Source organism: Bacteroides sp. MSK.20.82, from assembly GCF_019052485.1.
Classification (GTDB): domain Bacteria; phylum Bacteroidota; class Bacteroidia; order Bacteroidales; family Bacteroidaceae; genus Bacteroides; species Bacteroides thetaiotaomicron.
Genome location: NZ_JAHQUN010000076.1, coordinates 1 through 16,068, shown reverse-complemented (window position 1 = coordinate 16,068; position 16,068 = coordinate 1). Strand labels below are relative to the sequence as shown.

At 42.1% G+C, this 16,068-nt stretch carries 14 protein-coding genes, 1 tRNA gene and 1 pseudogene; 9 read left to right on the top strand and 7 right to left on the bottom strand.

Annotated features, from left to right (window positions below):
* Positions 1–71 precede the first annotated feature (71 nt).
* Positions 72–1,154 carry a mannose-1-phosphate guanylyltransferase gene (locus KTR07_RS26595; protein WP_008765363.1) on the bottom strand — a complete coding sequence of 361 codons (1,083 nt, stop codon included), beginning with the start codon at positions 1,152–1,154 and terminating at the stop codon, positions 72–74.
* Positions 1,155–1,318: 164 nt separating this feature from the next.
* Between KTR07_RS26595 and KTR07_RS26590 the strand changes: the two genes are divergently transcribed.
* The 8 genes and pseudogenes from KTR07_RS26590 to KTR07_RS28855 all read left to right on the top strand — a co-directional run.
* Positions 1,319–1,402, top strand: a tRNA-Leu gene (locus KTR07_RS26590).
* A gap of 217 nt (positions 1,403–1,619) precedes the next feature.
* Positions 1,620–1,946 (top strand): helix-turn-helix transcriptional regulator, encoded by a 327-nt coding sequence (locus KTR07_RS26585; protein ID WP_025066930.1) that lies wholly within the window; start codon positions 1,620–1,622, stop codon positions 1,944–1,946.
* Between the two features lie 70 nt (positions 1,947–2,016).
* Positions 2,017–2,247, top strand: coding sequence for a thioredoxin family protein (locus tag KTR07_RS26580; protein ID WP_014299564.1), 231 nt, complete (start codon positions 2,017–2,019; stop codon positions 2,245–2,247).
* A gap of 11 nt (positions 2,248–2,258) precedes the next feature.
* Positions 2,259–2,663: a nitrophenyl compound nitroreductase subunit ArsF family protein gene (locus KTR07_RS26575; RefSeq protein ID WP_014299563.1), complete on the top strand. Its 405-nt coding sequence runs from the start codon at positions 2,259–2,261 to the stop codon at positions 2,661–2,663.
* A gap of 10 nt (positions 2,664–2,673) precedes the next feature.
* Positions 2,674–3,387 carry an aromatic aminobenezylarsenical efflux permease ArsG family transporter gene (locus tag KTR07_RS26570; protein ID WP_014299562.1) on the top strand — a complete coding sequence of 238 codons (714 nt, stop codon included), beginning with the start codon at positions 2,674–2,676 and terminating at the stop codon, positions 3,385–3,387.
* Complete coding sequence (locus KTR07_RS26565; protein ID WP_014299561.1) at positions 3,384–3,833, top strand: arsenate reductase ArsC; 450 nt, start codon at positions 3,384–3,386, stop codon at positions 3,831–3,833. Before KTR07_RS26570 ends, KTR07_RS26565 begins: the two co-directional genes overlap by 4 nt.
* A 45-nt stretch (positions 3,834–3,878) precedes the next feature.
* On the top strand, positions 3,879–4,847 hold the full coding sequence (locus tag KTR07_RS26560) for a permease (RefSeq protein WP_014299560.1): 969 nt from the start codon (positions 3,879–3,881) through the stop codon (positions 4,845–4,847).
* Between the two features lie 304 nt (positions 4,848–5,151).
* Positions 5,152–5,241: pseudogene (locus KTR07_RS28855) on the top strand (transposase); the annotation flags it as partial.
* Positions 5,242–5,432: 191 nt separating this feature from the next.
* Here KTR07_RS28855 and KTR07_RS26550 read toward each other — a convergent pair.
* From KTR07_RS26550 to KTR07_RS26530, 5 genes are all read right to left on the bottom strand, one after another.
* A complete protein-coding gene (locus KTR07_RS26550) occupies positions 5,433–7,307 on the bottom strand; it encodes a SusD/RagB family nutrient-binding outer membrane lipoprotein (RefSeq protein WP_041161436.1) in 1,875 nt (624 codons plus the stop codon).
* A 19-nt stretch (positions 7,308–7,326) separates the two neighbouring features.
* On the bottom strand, positions 7,327–10,701 hold the full coding sequence (locus KTR07_RS26545) for a SusC/RagA family TonB-linked outer membrane protein (RefSeq protein WP_118417851.1): 3,375 nt from the start codon (positions 10,699–10,701) through the stop codon (positions 7,327–7,329).
* Between the two features lie 307 nt (positions 10,702–11,008).
* Positions 11,009–11,923 carry a helix-turn-helix domain-containing protein gene (locus KTR07_RS26540; RefSeq protein WP_014299557.1) on the bottom strand — a complete coding sequence of 305 codons (915 nt, stop codon included), beginning with the start codon at positions 11,921–11,923 and terminating at the stop codon, positions 11,009–11,011.
* Between the two features lie 242 nt (positions 11,924–12,165).
* Entirely contained in the window at positions 12,166–12,876 is a 711-nt protein-coding gene (locus tag KTR07_RS26535) for a tyrosine-type recombinase/integrase (protein ID WP_050809235.1), read from the bottom strand.
* Positions 12,869–13,075: a hypothetical protein gene (locus KTR07_RS26530; protein WP_041161435.1), complete on the bottom strand. Its 207-nt coding sequence runs from the start codon at positions 13,073–13,075 to the stop codon at positions 12,869–12,871. Before KTR07_RS26530 ends, KTR07_RS26535 begins: the two co-directional genes overlap by 8 nt.
* Before the next feature lie 122 nt (positions 13,076–13,197).
* Between KTR07_RS26530 and KTR07_RS26525 the strand changes: the two genes are divergently transcribed.
* Positions 13,198–14,859, top strand: coding sequence for an IS1182-like element ISBthe2 family transposase (locus KTR07_RS26525; RefSeq protein ID WP_014299555.1), 1,662 nt, complete (start codon positions 13,198–13,200; stop codon positions 14,857–14,859).
* Between the two features lie 70 nt (positions 14,860–14,929).
* Here the strand turns inward: KTR07_RS26525 and KTR07_RS26520 are convergent.
* Positions 14,930–16,068: mobilization protein (locus KTR07_RS26520; RefSeq protein WP_217315542.1), on the bottom strand; the 1,139-nt coding region annotated here is incomplete at its 5' end.

Here is a 16,068-nt window from a genome sequence, read left to right as displayed (position 1 = left end):
GTAACTAACTAAATTTCAAATATTTCAAAGAACTCTTTTAGATTTTAATGGGACAGTAATGTTCTTCGTTCTTAAATGAAATCGTCTCCCAGTTGCATCTGGGCATCATTCACGTATTTGCGGATAGAATGTTCTTCGTCTTTACGGCAGATTAGCAGGACATTGTCCGATTCGGCTATCAGATAGCCTTCCAAGCCATCGATCACGGCGAGCTTCCCTTTGGGGAGTACGATCATATTATCTTTTCCATTATAGATCAAAGAATGACTTTTTAAAGTCACATTGCCTTCCCTGTCTCTTTCTGATAAGTCGTAGAGTGATCCCCATGTGCCCAGATCAGACCAGCCAAAATCGCCTAAAGATACATATACGTTGTCCGCTTTTTCCATGATGCCAAAGTCGATGGATACATTGGGACATGCGGGAAAGTTTTCTTCAATAAATGCTGTTTCTTTATCTGTAGCATAGATATTTTTTCCCGGTGCCAGTTTGGATGCTAATTCGGGAAGCAGGATTTCTGCGGCTTTAATGATGGTATTGACGTTCCACATGAATAATCCGGAGTTCCAGTAGAATTCACCGCTTTCTACGAATACTTTGGCTAATTCCAGTTCCGGTTTTTCGGTGAATGTTTTTACTTTGTAGAAGCCATCACCGGTTGGTTCGTCAATTTGTATATAGCCATATCCGGTCTCAGGACGGTTGGGCTTGATGCCTAGTGTCAGTAACTTCTCGGAGTGAGAAACGAATTCCAGTCCTTTAATGATTGCGGCACGGAATTCTTCTTCTTTCAAAATCAGATGATCTGAGGGAGCAACGACGATATTCGCATTCGGGTTTAAAGCGCGGATGTGATAGGCAGCCCATGCGATGCATGGAGCGGTATTTCTTCTTGCAGGTTCCAATAAAATCTGTTTCTCATCCAATTCGGGAAGTTGTTCTTTCACCAGATCAGCGTACATTGCATTGGTGACAATAAGAATATTTTCGGTTGGGATTACCTTTTGAAAGCGGTCGAAGGTCTGTTGCAGGAGTGAACGACCGGTTCCGAAGAAGTCAAGAAATTGTTTGGGTAATGTTTTGCGGCTAAACGGCCAGAAGCGGCTGCCAATACCACCACCCATAATCACACAATAATTATCCATGTTTGTCATGATAGTGACTCTATTTTTAAATGTTTTTGCTAATGTACGGTTTATTCTCTAAATACAGAAGCCTTTGGGACATGTTTTATTATTTTTTGCTCCTTTTTTTTCTCAAACTATTGTGGAATCAAAATATTGTCGTATCTTTGCACCGCAATTGAGAAATCAAGCATGCCCAGATGGCGGAATCGGTAGACGCGCTGGTCTCAAACACCAGTGGATTCACTTCCATCCCGGTTCGACCCCGGGTCTGGGTACGAAGATAAAAGCTAAGTATTGAAAAATCAATCACTTAGCTTTTTCTTTTGCTTGAATTTTCCCCACATTTTCCCCACACGTGCAAAAAATGTAGCAGTAAGCCGTTCCTTTCCATTAGTAAAAGAATAAAATCATATAAATTTTGATTTGTTAAATTATAGAAGTGTTGTTGGTTTTTATAATATTGTTCGTATATTTGCGAACAATATTCGAGATATGGAAGAAAAGAAAGATTATACTGTTACGCAGGAACAGTTGGCAAGATTTGCCAAAGCATTGGGACATCCTGCCCGAATTGCTATTATGCACTTTTTGGCAAAGCAGAAAACGTGTTATTTTGGGGATATTCACGAAGAACTTCCCATTGCCAAAGCAACCGTATCACAGCACTTGAAAGAGTTGAAAGATGCAGGACTTATACAAGGAGAGGTTGAAACGCCTAAAGTGAAATACTGTATCAACCGAGAGAATTGGCAATTGGCTCGTGAACTCTTTAAGGAGTTTTTCGGGCAATGTATCTGTAAATCGGGGGAGTGTTGCTGATAATCCCCTTTTTTTAATATCAATGTTCGTTGTTTTGCGAATTACGTTTAATATAATAAATTTATAAATTATGGAAATTAAAGTATTAGGAACAGGCTGTGCAGGTTGTAAGGCTCTGCATGCAACGGTTGAACAAGTAGTAAAAGAATTAGCTTTGGAAGCGGTAATAACCAAAGAAGAAGATTTGATGAAGATTATGGAATACAATGTAATGACACTTCCTGCCCTCGTTGTTGACGGTAAGGTTGTGGCAAAGGGCAAACTTTCTGCCAAAGAAGTAAAAGATGTATTAACCAAGTAAATCAGATTATGATGAAACGCTTTTTATTCCTTACCATTGCTTGTTTGTTTTCTATTTGTGGAATGGCTCAGATTGCCGCGGATACCTATGTGGAAGTTCTTTATTTTCATGGGAAACAACGTTGTGTAACTTGCAAAGCCATTGAGAAATATACGAAAGAAGTGGTCAATGCAGATTTGGCAGAGTTGGTTAAAAATGGTAAACTACGTTTCAAAGAAGTAGATATTTCAACTCCCGAAGGCGAGAAGTTGGCAGAGAAATATCGTGTAAGTTGGTCTTCTCTTTATGTTAATAAATGGAAGAACGGTAAAGAAGAACGTAACGACATGACACGCTTTGGTTTTCAGAATGCCCGAAACAATACATCGGCTTTCAAGAAAGAATTAAAACAGAAAATCAATCAGTTGCTAAAATAAATACAGTTTTATGGAATACTTGCAAACATGGTTGGATAATAGTGAGATACCTATTATTACCGCTTTTCTGCTCGGTCTGTTGACTGCTGTAAGTCCTTGCCCATTGGCTACCAACATTACCGCTATTGGATTTATCAGTAAGGATATAAATAACCGTAACCGGATATTTACAAATGGTGTTCTATATACTTTAGGGCGTGTATTGGCTTATTCTGCATTAGGCGCAATACTTATCGCAATACTCCGAAAGGGTGCAGATATGTTTGCCATACAAAAAGGTATCAGCGAATGGGGGGAACTGCTGCTTGCTCCTGCTTTGATGTTGATAGGGCTGTTTATGCTATTCGGAGATAAATTGCAATTACCTAAGTTCGGATTTTCCGCTACTGAAAAGACAGAAAAACTAAAAGGCTCATGGGGTAGTTTGTTGTTGGGGATATTGTTTGCCATGGCGTTTTGTCCGACCAGTGGTCTATTTTATTTTGGCATGCTTATTCCCATGTCAGCTATGGAAAGTGAGGGGTATTTGCTACCTGTCATTTTTGCATTGGCAACAGGGCTTCCAGTTATGCTTGTCGCTTGGATTTTGGCATACAGTGTAGCAGGGATAGGAAAGTTTTATAACCGTGTGCAGACTTTTCAGAAGTGGTTTAATAACATGGTAGCTATACTGTTTATTTTGGTTGGCATTTATTATGGATTGATAAATTTGGGTATAATATGAAAATTTTAATTTTATGTACAGGAAATAGCTGTCGCAGCCAAATGGCGCATGGTTTCCTGCAATCGTTTGATAAGAATATACAAGTGTATTCCGCTGGTACGCATCCGGCTGAGAAAGTTAATCCTTTGGCTGTTAAGACAATGGCAGAAGTTGGCATTGATATAAGTAAGCATATTCCTACCAATGTAACTGCTTATTTAAGTGATACATGGGATTATGTGATAACAGTATGCGGTAGTGCTAACGAAACGTGTCCGGCTTTTGAGGGCAATGTAGGGAAACGGTTGCATATTGGTTTTGATGACCCCTCGGAAGTAATAGGGACAACGGACTTCATCAGAAACGAATTTGAAAGAGTGCGTAATGAAATCAAGAATGAATTTGCCAAGTTCTACATTACAGAGATAAAAAAACAAGAACTGCCTAAATGTGCTTGTAACCGCTAATTTTTTAGGTAATATGTTCGTATTATTACAAACAATAATAGGATTATGATACAAAGGTTTGCAGATTGGCTGGTGTATGACATCTTCGGTTTGGATGCTTCAACAGCTTTAGGAGAAGCTATAAACTTCTTCTTTTACGATACGATAAAGATTTTGATATTATTATTTTTTATCAGCGTGATAATGGGAATTATAAATGCTTATTTCCCGATAGAACGTTTGCGCAATTATTTGACCTCTCGTAAACTATATGGATTGCAATATTTCTTTGCAGCCTTATTTGGTGCTATTACCCCGTTCTGTTCCTGTTCTTCCATACCGCTGTTTATCGGATTTGTGAAAGGGGGTATTCCTTTGGGGGTAACATTCGCCTATTTGATAACCTCGCCTTTGGTGAATGAGGTTGCTGTTGCCATGTTTATCGGCACTTTTGGGTTGCGTATTACTTCTATTTATGTGATTAGCGGTATTCTGTTAGGTATGGTAGGTGGATTTATTTTGGGCAAGATGAAATTGGAGCCTTATTTGAGTGATTGGGTAAAACAAATTCAGCAAAACTCAACTTCCGACTCCGGAACATGGGAAAAAGAGCATACTCCGTTCTTTAGACGATTGCCGATTATCATGCAAGAAGCATGGGGCATTGTCAAAGGTGTACTTCTGTATATCCTTATCGGCATCGGTATCGGTGCATTTATGCACGGCTATGTACCGGAAGGATTTTTTGAACAGTATATGTCTAAGGATAATTGGTTTGCAGTTCCTTTATCAGTAGTGTTGGCAGTTCCAATGTATGCCAATGCTGCCGGAATAGTACCGGTAATTGAAGTTTTTGTAGCTAAGGGTATCCCCATAGGAACTGCGCTTGCTTTTATGATGGCAGTTGTTGGGCTGTCATTGCCCGAAGCTACGCTGTTGAAAAAAGTAATGACTTGGCGGTTGATAGGGATATTCTTTGGATTGATAACCTTATTTATCATTATGTTAGGTTATCTGTATAACATGGTATTGTAGTGTAAAAGTGTTGGAGTGTCCCATCTGGTAGAACCGGAACATTTGCTTGATTTTACTCATATCGATTAGTGTACCAGCCATATCTTTGCATTTTACTGTTTTAGGAACGCAAAGGTATCTTGACAAGTGCAAAACGTGAACGGATATGCTCCGGAAAAAGGTAAAATCTATCGTTCTTTTAGTCATATTCATCCAATTTTGAACTCAAATCGGATGAACGGAAACACCGGGAAACGACTTTGTAAAGCTTTATGAGCTATATTTTTCCGTTAGTGATTGGGTGGGGTTGCTCCGGAATATGCAATCTGCCATTGAAACAGTCAATGATGAACTCAAGAATGTATGTCACATAGAACATACCGGGCACAGAAGTATCGATAACTTCGTATCCAATTAGCCACACTTATTGCCTGTCAACTCATGCCTAAGAAGCCAACTATGAATATTGAGATCATTAAAAAAAAGACTTATTGTATAAAAAATAGACCGAATTCAAGTTATTATATAAGAAAAAAGGCACCGCTATACTTAAACAGCGATGCCCCTTTCTTTTTCCCATGTCCGTAAACTTAGGACGTAGGTTTGTTATTCTTTATCCCACCAGATGCGGCCTTCTGTCTTTTCCGTTCCGGAACCGTATTTGGCATCTTTCTTCAAAGCCTCAACGGCAGAAAGATAATTATCCATATTCAAAGAATTGGGAGTTCCCAACGAGTTACGACGCGGAATAATAAGATCTGCTTTGGCATCCTGAATCGTTTCCAGGAACGCTACACCTTCTTCAGGCATCGGTTTGTCTTTGAATTTAGGTAATCCGGTCCGTTTCCAAGTGGCCCACATCTCTTCCGGTTGCATATATAAATTAATCCACTGTTGCGAAATGATCTTTTCCAAAGTGGCAGTCTGGAATTCCGGCCGTTTCAGATATTCGGCAATCTTTTCTTCAGTGATCGGATTAAAGTTAGGAGCTGTTTCGGCTGTTTGAGCAACAACATACATTTTGGCGGCCCAATTTTTATACTGCTCAACAGAAGCCCGTATACCTTCTCGAAACCATGTCGTTGCATCTTTTCCGGCTACTCCCAAGCCTTTTTTAACAGCAATTTCAGCCAGCATAAAACATGTTTCCGGATAAGTCAGGATAGGCGTGAAACAGCCGATTTTGTCTTGGTCTATTTCATAATCCACACTTTCAATGGCACGTGCAGGCATATTGCTGTTACCATTACGGCCACCGTTTTTCACAAAATAGCGACTTTCAGCCTGAGAGTGCATGCGAATTTCCAGATTGGCTTCTGTTCCGTCTTCTTTATGATAGGGCAATGTCAGATATGCGTTCTTATGGAACGTGGTATTGGCGCTGTCCGGATTGGCCGACATGCCGACATAGCGATTAGTGAACGCAGAATATTGAGTGAGATAATCAGGATATTCTTTCTTAAAAGTCTCAAACCATTTATCGTTCTCAGCATTGTTGTTGCCATCGCCGAAACCATTACGACGGACCAAAACAGGCAGACGCGGGTCATTGTACGCATTCAAATAGTTCACAAATGCGGCCGATGCCACATAACGACTGGTAATATCCTGAATATCGTCCGTATTGTTGTTATAGTCATTCGGATGATAATAGATACAAGATTCTCCCTGATTGGAAATGATATTGTCGCTGGATGACAAGACTTCGGAAATGACACTTTCGTAGAAAACAACATCGGCCTTTTCGAGCCGTTGAGCCATCTTTACACGCAACGTATTACCGAATTTTATCCATTTCCGAACATCACCGAAATAGAAGAAATCGCTGTTACCAATGGCATATTGATTCTCATTCGAAGCTTTCAACAGTTCAATGGCCGCCTTTACCTCTGCATCTATCTTTTTATACATCGGAGTACTGCCGTCGATACTTTGCTGATAGAGGTCGTAACGAGGCGTACGGATGCCTTCGCCTTGTTCGCGGAAAGCTTCCGTAATAGGAGCAGCTCCGTAAGTGTCAAGTATCAACCATTGTTCGTAGTTCAGCAAAATCTGCGAAATGGCCTTTAAGTCGTTGAAGCGTTCCGCCTCCTGATTCTGAGGAATGGATGAAGTTATAATGTTGGTCAGTCTCAAACCGAATCCACCAAAACCGTCATTATTGGCACTGTAATAAAAGCCATAGGACGGGCTGTACGGTTCGGGATGCTCATTGGGTTTCGACACCGAAACATACGAACCGCTGGAAGCGCCTCCCGCCGCAACCAGATATTGCATATAAATCATGGTTCCGTGATATTTACCGGTAAGGTGATTGCGACTGCAATTATTGAAGTTTTGGGTAGCACCGGTAAACTCGCTACGCGGATCTGTTGCGCTCAATTGTTCCGGATCGGTGTTCAAGTCCTGATATTCGCCCAAACAGCTTATAAGCATGAACACGGAACAAACTCCTGCAAATAAATATTTAAATGTTTTCATATCTTTCAATATAGATGTTTTAGAATCTTACGGTTAAATTAACGGCATAGGTACGATAGAATGGAACACCACCAATATCCATAGGTTGCAACGGGTTATTGTTTGATATGGAGGCCGGGTTCAAACCATCAGTCAATTTGTTGATGATATAACAAATGTTGCGGGCTGTGAAACCGAGACGCAGGTAATTGGCTCCAAACTTCTTACATATCTTCTCAGGCAAACGATAGCCTAAAGTGATTTCACGCAGGCAGAACCAGGTGTTATCCTGAATGGAACCCGGCATGGCAGCCATACCCCAACCGTAATTCCAAGCGTACCAGGCTCCTGTCATGACCGGACGAATGTTCTTCTTTTCAATGGCTTCTTTATAGGTCATACCACCCACATCGACCAATTCACCGGCCGTTCCGTCCGGATTCTGCACCGGAGCTTTGGCTCCTTCGGCAAATACGGCATCCAGCATAAGGCCGTCATACGCCGTTTCGCCTTTATAATTTATACGCTTTATACCGCCATATTCTTGGGCACGTCCTTCCAAAGAGGATTTCAAAGAGCCTGTCGGGGAAGCATATTTCCACATATTGGAGAAGTAATTTCCGCCAAAGCGTCCGTCGCCCTGAATATATAAGTCGAAATTCTTATAAGACAAAGACGTATTCAAGCTCAATGTAAAATCAGGTTCCACTTTACCCAAAATGTGACGGTCGCGATCACCTTTCTCATTACGTTGGTAGTAAGTCACCGGCGAATACATGGATACGGAATGCGGAGAAGCGTATTCCCTTTCATACTGGATAACCATCTTGCCATTGCGCGGGTCACCTTTCTCACCTTGCCATGTAACAATCGGAGACATGTAAGAACTATTCTTGTAGGAAGTCAATACACCGAATTCTCCTCCTTCGTAGGCCCAAATTTCGGGTGCAGCATCATAACCACCCATCAACTGCCACTCTTTCACTTCGTTGTCCAACTCTATTACCTTACCACGGTTCACCGTCAAGTTACCGCCAAGGCTCCAACGCCAATCTTTCGTACGAATGGGAGTGCCTTCAACCTGCAACTCTATACCCTGATTCTGGATATTACCGGCATTGATCAACTTGGAGTTTGCTCCCGATTCCGTTACGGAACCTACCTTCATGATCTGGTTGAATGTATTCGTTTTATAATAAGCGAAGTCAATGTTCAACCGTTCGTTAAAAAAGCGGACATCGAAGCCAAGTTCAATAGACTGCTGAATTTCCGGTTTAAGATCTTCGTTGTATGTAGTTCCCAGATTCGGGGTTGCAGCCAATACCGAACCGCTACGGTCGGGCAGATAAATGTTTTTTTGTTTAAAGATGCCATAGCCATCACTGGTGGCATAGGCTTTCGTTCCCATACCTACACGCGCAAGAGAAGCACGTATCTTACCGAAAGAGAACCACTCGGGCATCTTCTTCCTGAACGTGTCTGTGAATACCCACGAGCCGTTGATTGAAGGATAGAAAACGGAAAAGTTGTTTCTTCCGCTTGTCATGTAAACAGGATAAGTCAAAGTGGACAACCAGTCATTGCGTGCCGTCAATTCCAAGAATACCTGGTCGCGCCAGCTTAAGTTGACGATTCCGTATATACCGAATGTCTGCTGATTACGTGGAGTATAATCGAATTCCGGTTCAATCTTGTTTTTGGAATTGGAGAACGCGAAAACACCCGGAACCACCAGCCCGCCATTGGTCTCTTTTTTCCACGAATGTTTTTCCGTATTACCGTAAAGTTCGGCCGCTGCAATGGCGCTAAACGTAAAATCTTCATTGCCCACTTTGAATGGCTGTTCTGTAAACTGAAGCATTCCCATAAAGTTATAATTGCCCTCCGTGCTTCCGCCACGTCCGTAGCCTCCCGAACCGGAAGGACCGTAATTCGCGCCTGTACCGCACCAACGCTTTTCAGAACTGATGGCATAATAATTATAGTTGGCCTTGATGCTGCTCGTCAGCCACGGTGTTATTTTGGCGCGAAGAATAATGTCGCTCAATAAGGAGTTTTCGTTGCGTTGCTGCAATTGGGTATCCCGGGTATGGAAATAACTGCTCAACGCCCCGAACGTAGCATTAACAACAGCTTTGGTCTCAGGATCCCGATATTGTTGGTAGTGGGCGCCTACATCATAATTGCGAGGCAAGTTGTACGAGGTCATCATACCCACGTTGTTCCCCCAATCCCAACCACCTTGGCTGGCACCGTTCTTGGCGGAAGAAAAAGCATATTTCACACCTAATTCTATGGAGAATACTTTGTTCAATTCAGTATTACCTCTGAAAGCGATGTTGTGACGGGAGAAGTCATTGTTTTTGAATACACCCTTATTGCCGGTATATCCGTAAGAGAGACGGAAAGACGATTTCTCGTTACCTCCATTGACAGCCACATTGGTGGTACTGTTCACACCGGTTTGGTAAAACTCTTTCCAGTTATCTTCATGGGGGACAAAAGGAGTGGATTCTCCATTCGGTAAATATTGGTTAATCATCCGGCCGTCCATTCTGGGGCCCCAACTGTTTGACGTTTTCAACAGAGTACCGTCAGGCCCCAAGTCGCCTTGATAACCGTTGTAAACAACACCGGCTCCGAACACATTCTGCATGTCCACCGGAGATTTATAAACATCCGTCGTTTCAACCGTTTGGTTCACCTCTATTCCCAAACCTTTCTTTCCGAATTTACCGCCTTTTGATACAATCATGATGGCACCGTTGGCACCACGTGAACCAAATAGCGCAGTTGCAGCCGCTCCTTTTAATACAGTGACGCTTTCATAATCGGCAGGATTCAAGTTCTTAAGCTGAGAACCCCAGTCCGTACCGGCCAGATTACCCGTCATAGCTTCTTGAATAATCATGCCATCGACAACAAATATCGGCGAATTATTCTTATCAACAGATTTAGCTCCACGAATAGTAATGGAGGAAGAAGAAGTGATACCGGATGCACCTCCCGCATTGATTTGTACGCCGGCCACTTTACCTTGCAACGCATTTACCGGGTTCAATGCATTGGCTCGTTCAATCTCAGCCGTGGATACACGGGATGTCGCATATCCCACTGATTTAGCCTGTTTGGGCAATCCCAAAGCAGTCACCACCACTTCACCCAGTTGTTGCGAATCTTCTTTCAGTTGCAAACTCAAGCGTTGTTCGCCATTGTATTTCACGCTAAGAGTGGCATAACCGATGTATGACACTTCGATGACATCGCCCACCTTAACACCCGAAAGCGTAAATTCCCCGTTCACATTGGTGATAACTCCGTTCTGCGTACCTTTTACAATAACCGTTGCACCGGCGACCGGACCGAGCTCATCACTCACAAGCCCTTTCACCGTACGTGTTTGCTGAACAACCAACGCCTCACTTGTGTTGGCATAACTAATTGAAGGACAGATGGTTACCCCCCCCAGCCAACCACGTTAAGTAAAACAGGGAAATGGAGAGCACTTTAGATAATCTCTTTTTAATCATAGTAAAATTAGATTAGTTTAACATAAAATCACGGATGTAAATATACGACAATATTCGGAGTTTACAAATATCCGATACACCCCATATTGTATCTGTAACAAACATCCGCAATCGTAAGGGAGTCTTTTTCTTCCTATATACCCGAAAACGAATAACAAGTTGCAGAGAGACAGGCTCTTTTAGATAGTGTTTCTATGCAGGAGGAAATAAGAACAAATCCCGATACTTGCCCGGAGCCACTTTCATGATTTCACAAAACACGCGGGTAAAATGGAAACGGTTGGAGAAGCCCGTCTTGGCGGCTATCTCCTCGATACTCATTCCGGTATGGGCGATGAGCATACAAGCATAATCTATCCTTTTCTTCTTGACAAACTTCTGTAAAGTGACTCCCGTCTCATTCTTGAACAGACGAGAAAAGGAGTTAGTGGCCATGCAAGCCCTACTCGCCAGTAGTTCGTTGGACAGATTCTCTTCGCAATGGTCTTCAATATAACTGATGGCTTGCGCAATGCGGACATCGCCGGTGTTTGGTTTCCATTGGCTTCCCTCAACGCCCAAAAGTATCTCACAGATAAGTGCCTGAACGTTCAAAAAAGCCCCTATACTGAACGTGGATATTTGCCCACTACTCAGGAGATAGTGTTGCATATGGTTGATTTTCGCCTTCAGATTTTCCGTCAGGTCAATAGGAAAGACACCCGTCAGCGCATTATCATATGGAAATCCTAACGAGAAATGAACGAACAAATGTCCGATGGCCCCATCTGCCAGCAACTGTTCCCGCTCACTTTCCGTCAAGGCGCCAAGGTTTCCTCCACATAGGCAATTCCCTTGACGGGGGATGCTATTTCCTTCTATGCGCGAACTGTAATCCGCATTTGGAGCGATGAGATAGACTTTATTCGTTTCCATGCGATAGGTCTTGCCCCGGTATTCGATGACACCGCCAACCCCGGTATTGTGGTAAATCCGCCAGAAAGGAAACGAAAGCGTACTGTATTCCCAATTCTTCAACCACCAATACCTGCAACAATGTACCTTAATGGAAAGACAGGGAAAATACTGCACCGTAGTAGACGGATCTCCAGTAAATAATGTCTGCATAGGCCATAGTTATTAAAGTAACCATCTGCAAACATAGTAAAAATCAAACAGACTCTTACAAAAAGAAGAGATAATATGAATGATTGGTTTTTCGCCAATCAACGGATAAACTCTGCCGATTTTCCTGCATATACAAATAATATTTTGATACGTAAGCTATTAGCAATGAGGCGAAATTCGCTCTGGAATGAGATTCGGGAATTTAGCTTTGGCTAAGCCGACATATTTTTTCAGAAGATATGTTATCCCCATAGGAGTGAATTTCTCATGTCTGGAATTGAAAAAAGAGGATGGGACTGCTTATCTTTGATGGCAAGTCCATTTTCTTCCACATAGCACTTTATAAGATTTATGATACTGTTCTCCAATGGAACTTGCCGTATTTTATCACCCTTGCCATGTAGAATTATACAATACGGCTTGTCCATTCTGATGGAGTCGGGTGTAAGGTCTATAAGTTCCTGTACACGAGCACCGGAATTGTAAAGCAGTGACAGCATGGTCAAGTCTCTTCTTCCCCGAATGGTTGATACATCTATTTCAGAGAGTATCGCTTTGATTCCTTCTATAGTAAGATAGTTTGGCGGTTTAGAATCACATCTTTTCTTTTTAATTGAGCAAATGGATTTCCATTGGTCAATATGAGTAGGATCGACATAAATCATGTATGTAAAGAATGAACGGAGTACAAATAATCTGATGTTCCTTGTGGATATACTATTATGACGTTCATTTTCCAGCCAAGTTAAAAAGTTGCAAATCAAATCCCGGTTAAAGATGTCAAACTGGATGGCGTCAGCCGTAATGCCGATTTTTTGTTGAAGGAAATCGAGCATTTGGGAGAACGTATCCGCATAACTTTTAATAGTGTGCTTACTTGCGCCTCGTTCCTTGACAAGATATTTCTGGAAGTATCTTTCAACGGATTTGCCAAAATCAGGATAGTCATTCATCTTCAAATTCTGCCGCTTTAATTAAAATATCAGTAATAGGTTCACTTGCCATATGGCTATACGATATATATTGAGGGTACATTTCCGCTGTAAAGCGGAGATACTGTTCCGTTGAAAAGAGGCTCTTATGTCCCATAAACTCGGAAATCACAGGGATGCAGTTATACAAGTCATAACCTTCGCCAATTAGTTTCATCATAACGTAGAGGTGTGTCAAAACTCTGGCACAACCTTTTTTTATGCACAAAGCCCAGACTTTCACAAGCCCGGGCTTTGTTATTACCCAAAGTTTTTGTATCTTTAGGCATAAAGTTTTTCGTTATGGCAAAGTTACATTTTCGTCCTTACATTCCCAACCAAACAGTTCTTTTTCCCGGAAGAATTGATGAAAACATAGCAGCGAACGATCCGGTTCGCATAGTTAATACTGTTGTTGATAATCTCAATCTTGACAATTTCAAGAAGCTTTATAAAGCAACCGGTCGTTGTCCTTATCATCCTAAAATGATGCTTAAGGTGATTATCTACGCCTACATGAACAATATTTATTCGTGCCGCAAAATAGAGAAGCTTCTCCTACGTGATATTCATTATATCTGGCTTTCCGGTAATGAACATCCGGATTTTATTACCATCAACCGTTTTCGAAACCGTGTAAAAGAGGAAATAAATACCGTATTCACGCAGTTGGTTCTTGTCCTTGTCGACAAAGGTTTCATCAGCCTTGACGTAGAGTATATCGACGGTACCAAGATTGAGTCCAAAGCCAACAAATATACTTTTGTCTGGCGCAAAACAGTCGAAAAGAACCGTACAAAGCTGATGGATAAGATCCGCATTCTCCTGAAGCAGGTGGATGAAGTCATAGCCCAAGAGAACTCCATGAAAGATACACCTGTAGAGTTCACTCCCGCCATGCTCTCAGATATAGTGAATGAACTTAAAGAGGTGCTGGAACACCAGCCTGTAACAAAGGACAAGGAACAAAAGAAGGTCATCCGGGAAAAGAAGAAACAGGTCCGGGAACTTGAGGAGTACCGTGACAAGTTGATAGAATACGACAACCATCTTGATACTCTTGGAGAACGCAACTCCTACTCCAAGACCGATCCTGATGCCACCTTCATGCGCATGAAAGAAGACGCCATGAGAAACGGACAGACCAACCCCGGATATAATCTGCAAATAGGTACCGAGAACCAATTCCTCATAGACTTCCGACTGTTTCCCAACCCAACCGATACGCTGACCCTCATACCTTTCTTCCACTCCTTTGAGCAACGCTATAACCGCTTACCAACTGTCGGTGTGGCAGACTCCGGTTACGGCTCGGAAGAAAATTATCGGTTCATGCAAGATAATGGGATAGAAGCCTTTGTCAAGTACAACTACTTCCATAAAGAACAGCGTCCCCGTTATACCCCCAATCCATTCCATGCGGAGAGTCTCCATTACAATGCGGGGGAGGATTATTACGTTTGTCCTATGGGGCAGCACATGAACCGTATAGGAACTAGACGTGACAAAACAGCAAGCGGATACATCACCGAAAGTGCCCGGTATAAAGCACAAAGATGTGAAGGGTGTCCTTTGTGTGGCAGTTGCTTTAAAGCTCGGGGGAACCGTATGATAGAAGTCAACCACCGGTTAAACCAATACAAACGGCAGGCACGGGAAAGGTTACTCTCGGAAGAAGGCATCAGGCATAGGGGAAGGCGATGTATAGAACCGGAAGCAGTTTTTGGACAAATGAAACACAACATGGCATACAAAAGGTTCCGGCATGTGGGAGAAGACAAGGTTACAATGGACTTTGCCTTCTTTGCTATAGCTTTTAATATCAAAAAGATGTGTGCAAAACTACTAAAAGCAAGAAAGAGAAGGAGTGCACACACTATATTTATCTTTATCAGACCACGTGTGACTCAAAATACGACGAATATTAAGCCTTATTACCTAATTACTGAAAAAATAGTCGCATAGACAAAAAAGAGGAACGACTATTTTATATTAAAAAAAGAAGGGGATGTGCCTTAGTTTTGACACCATCTTTTTATAATTTTATACCTCTGCTTTTTCTTGGTTCTTCAACCGTCTGTCGTAAACCTCTTCTTAATTTTTCCCATTGTTCTCTGAACCATTCGCTTATTGGTTGTCTGTTTATGGTTAGAACAAGTTTATTGCTGTCAGTTGGATTTTTTTCAACTCTGAAAATATCGTTTTTGACGTCAAACTTCCGTCTGTGTTCTTCGGAATAGATTTTTCCGCTGCATCTGATAGCTTCTTTTTTGTACAAAAGAGAGTCTATCATCCCCTTGGTAAAACCTATGACATGACACAATTTTTCCATTCTCAACATTTCTTTAAACAATGGAAACCAGTTGAATGCTTTTTCAAGAATGGTGTTCAATCGTGATATTTCCTTGTCTTTGGCTTCAAGCTCTTGATTATGTATTCCTTGTATGTTACGAATTTGATTACCGTGCTGTTCCTGCATTTGTTGCATCTGAATTTTTAAGTTATCAATGCTTTTGTCACGCTTGGAAATTTCATGCCGTAAACCTTCGTTGGCTTGTTCCAAATCTTTTAATTTACCACTTCCGAAAAGAGAACCTACACCGCTGGTTATGGCAGTGGCTACATCGGTAGCTGCACTTTTGAGTTTGTCCGTGCGTATCTCTGCTTTTACCTGCTTGAGTTCTTGCTCGGCAAGGCTTACCTGTTGCTCCTTGTGTCGCTTGATTTCCTCTATACGTTGCAGCTCGGCTTTCTGCTTCTCTATGATGAAATCGTTTCGCTCCAAATGCTCCTTACCCGTGACAGCTTTTGCCTGTCCACGTTCCATCAGGAGAATATCGGAAGCAAGGGTCTGCATGGTTGCCATATCCTCGTCATTGAGCTTTCGGCTCTTTCCGGTTTCATGGTTCATCCAGTCGAAAACGACATGGGCATGATAGTTTGGTTTGAACCATCTGTTCCCGACTTGGAAGCTCTCTTTGTCTTCCGTTTTCGGCTGACCGTTCAGCCAATGCCCTTCGTCTTTGTGCAGGAAAATTTGTAGTGGAGTGATGCCCCAGCGTCTTTGACACTCTTCACCGAATTTGCGTACATCAGCAAGTGTGGTATCCGGTCTGATGAGCAATACTCCTTCACGGATGGGTGAACATCCCGCCACCTTGATAATCTTTCCAT

Bases quoted from the DNA above. Each gene is read 5' to 3' on its own strand.
- KTR07_RS26550 (WP_041161436.1), bottom strand. From the start codon at position 7,307: ATGAAAACATTTAAATATTTATTTGCAGGAGTTTGTTCCGTGTTCATG.
- KTR07_RS26585 (WP_025066930.1), top strand. From the start codon at position 1,620: ATGGAAGAAAAGAAAGATTATACTGTTACGCAGGAACAGTTGGCAAGA.
- KTR07_RS26535 (WP_050809235.1), bottom strand. From the start codon at position 12,876: ATGAATGACTATCCTGATTTTGGCAAATCCGTTGAAAGATACTTCCAG.
- KTR07_RS26530 (WP_041161435.1), bottom strand. From the start codon at position 13,075: ATGATGAAACTAATTGGCGAAGGTTATGACTTGTATAACTGCATCCCT.
- KTR07_RS26540 (WP_014299557.1), bottom strand. From the start codon at position 11,923: ATGCAGACATTATTTACTGGAGATCCGTCTACTACGGTGCAGTATTTT.
- KTR07_RS26525 (WP_014299555.1), top strand. From the start codon at position 13,198: ATGGCAAAGTTACATTTTCGTCCTTACATTCCCAACCAAACAGTTCTT.
- KTR07_RS26575 (WP_014299563.1), top strand. From the start codon at position 2,259: ATGAAACGCTTTTTATTCCTTACCATTGCTTGTTTGTTTTCTATTTGT.
- KTR07_RS26595 (WP_008765363.1), bottom strand. From the start codon at position 1,154: ATGACAAACATGGATAATTATTGTGTGATTATGGGTGGTGGTATTGGC.
- KTR07_RS26560 (WP_014299560.1), top strand. From the start codon at position 3,879: ATGATACAAAGGTTTGCAGATTGGCTGGTGTATGACATCTTCGGTTTG.
- KTR07_RS26580 (WP_014299564.1), top strand. From the start codon at position 2,017: ATGGAAATTAAAGTATTAGGAACAGGCTGTGCAGGTTGTAAGGCTCTG.
- KTR07_RS26570 (WP_014299562.1), top strand. From the start codon at position 2,674: ATGGAATACTTGCAAACATGGTTGGATAATAGTGAGATACCTATTATT.
- KTR07_RS26565 (WP_014299561.1), top strand. From the start codon at position 3,384: ATGAAAATTTTAATTTTATGTACAGGAAATAGCTGTCGCAGCCAAATG.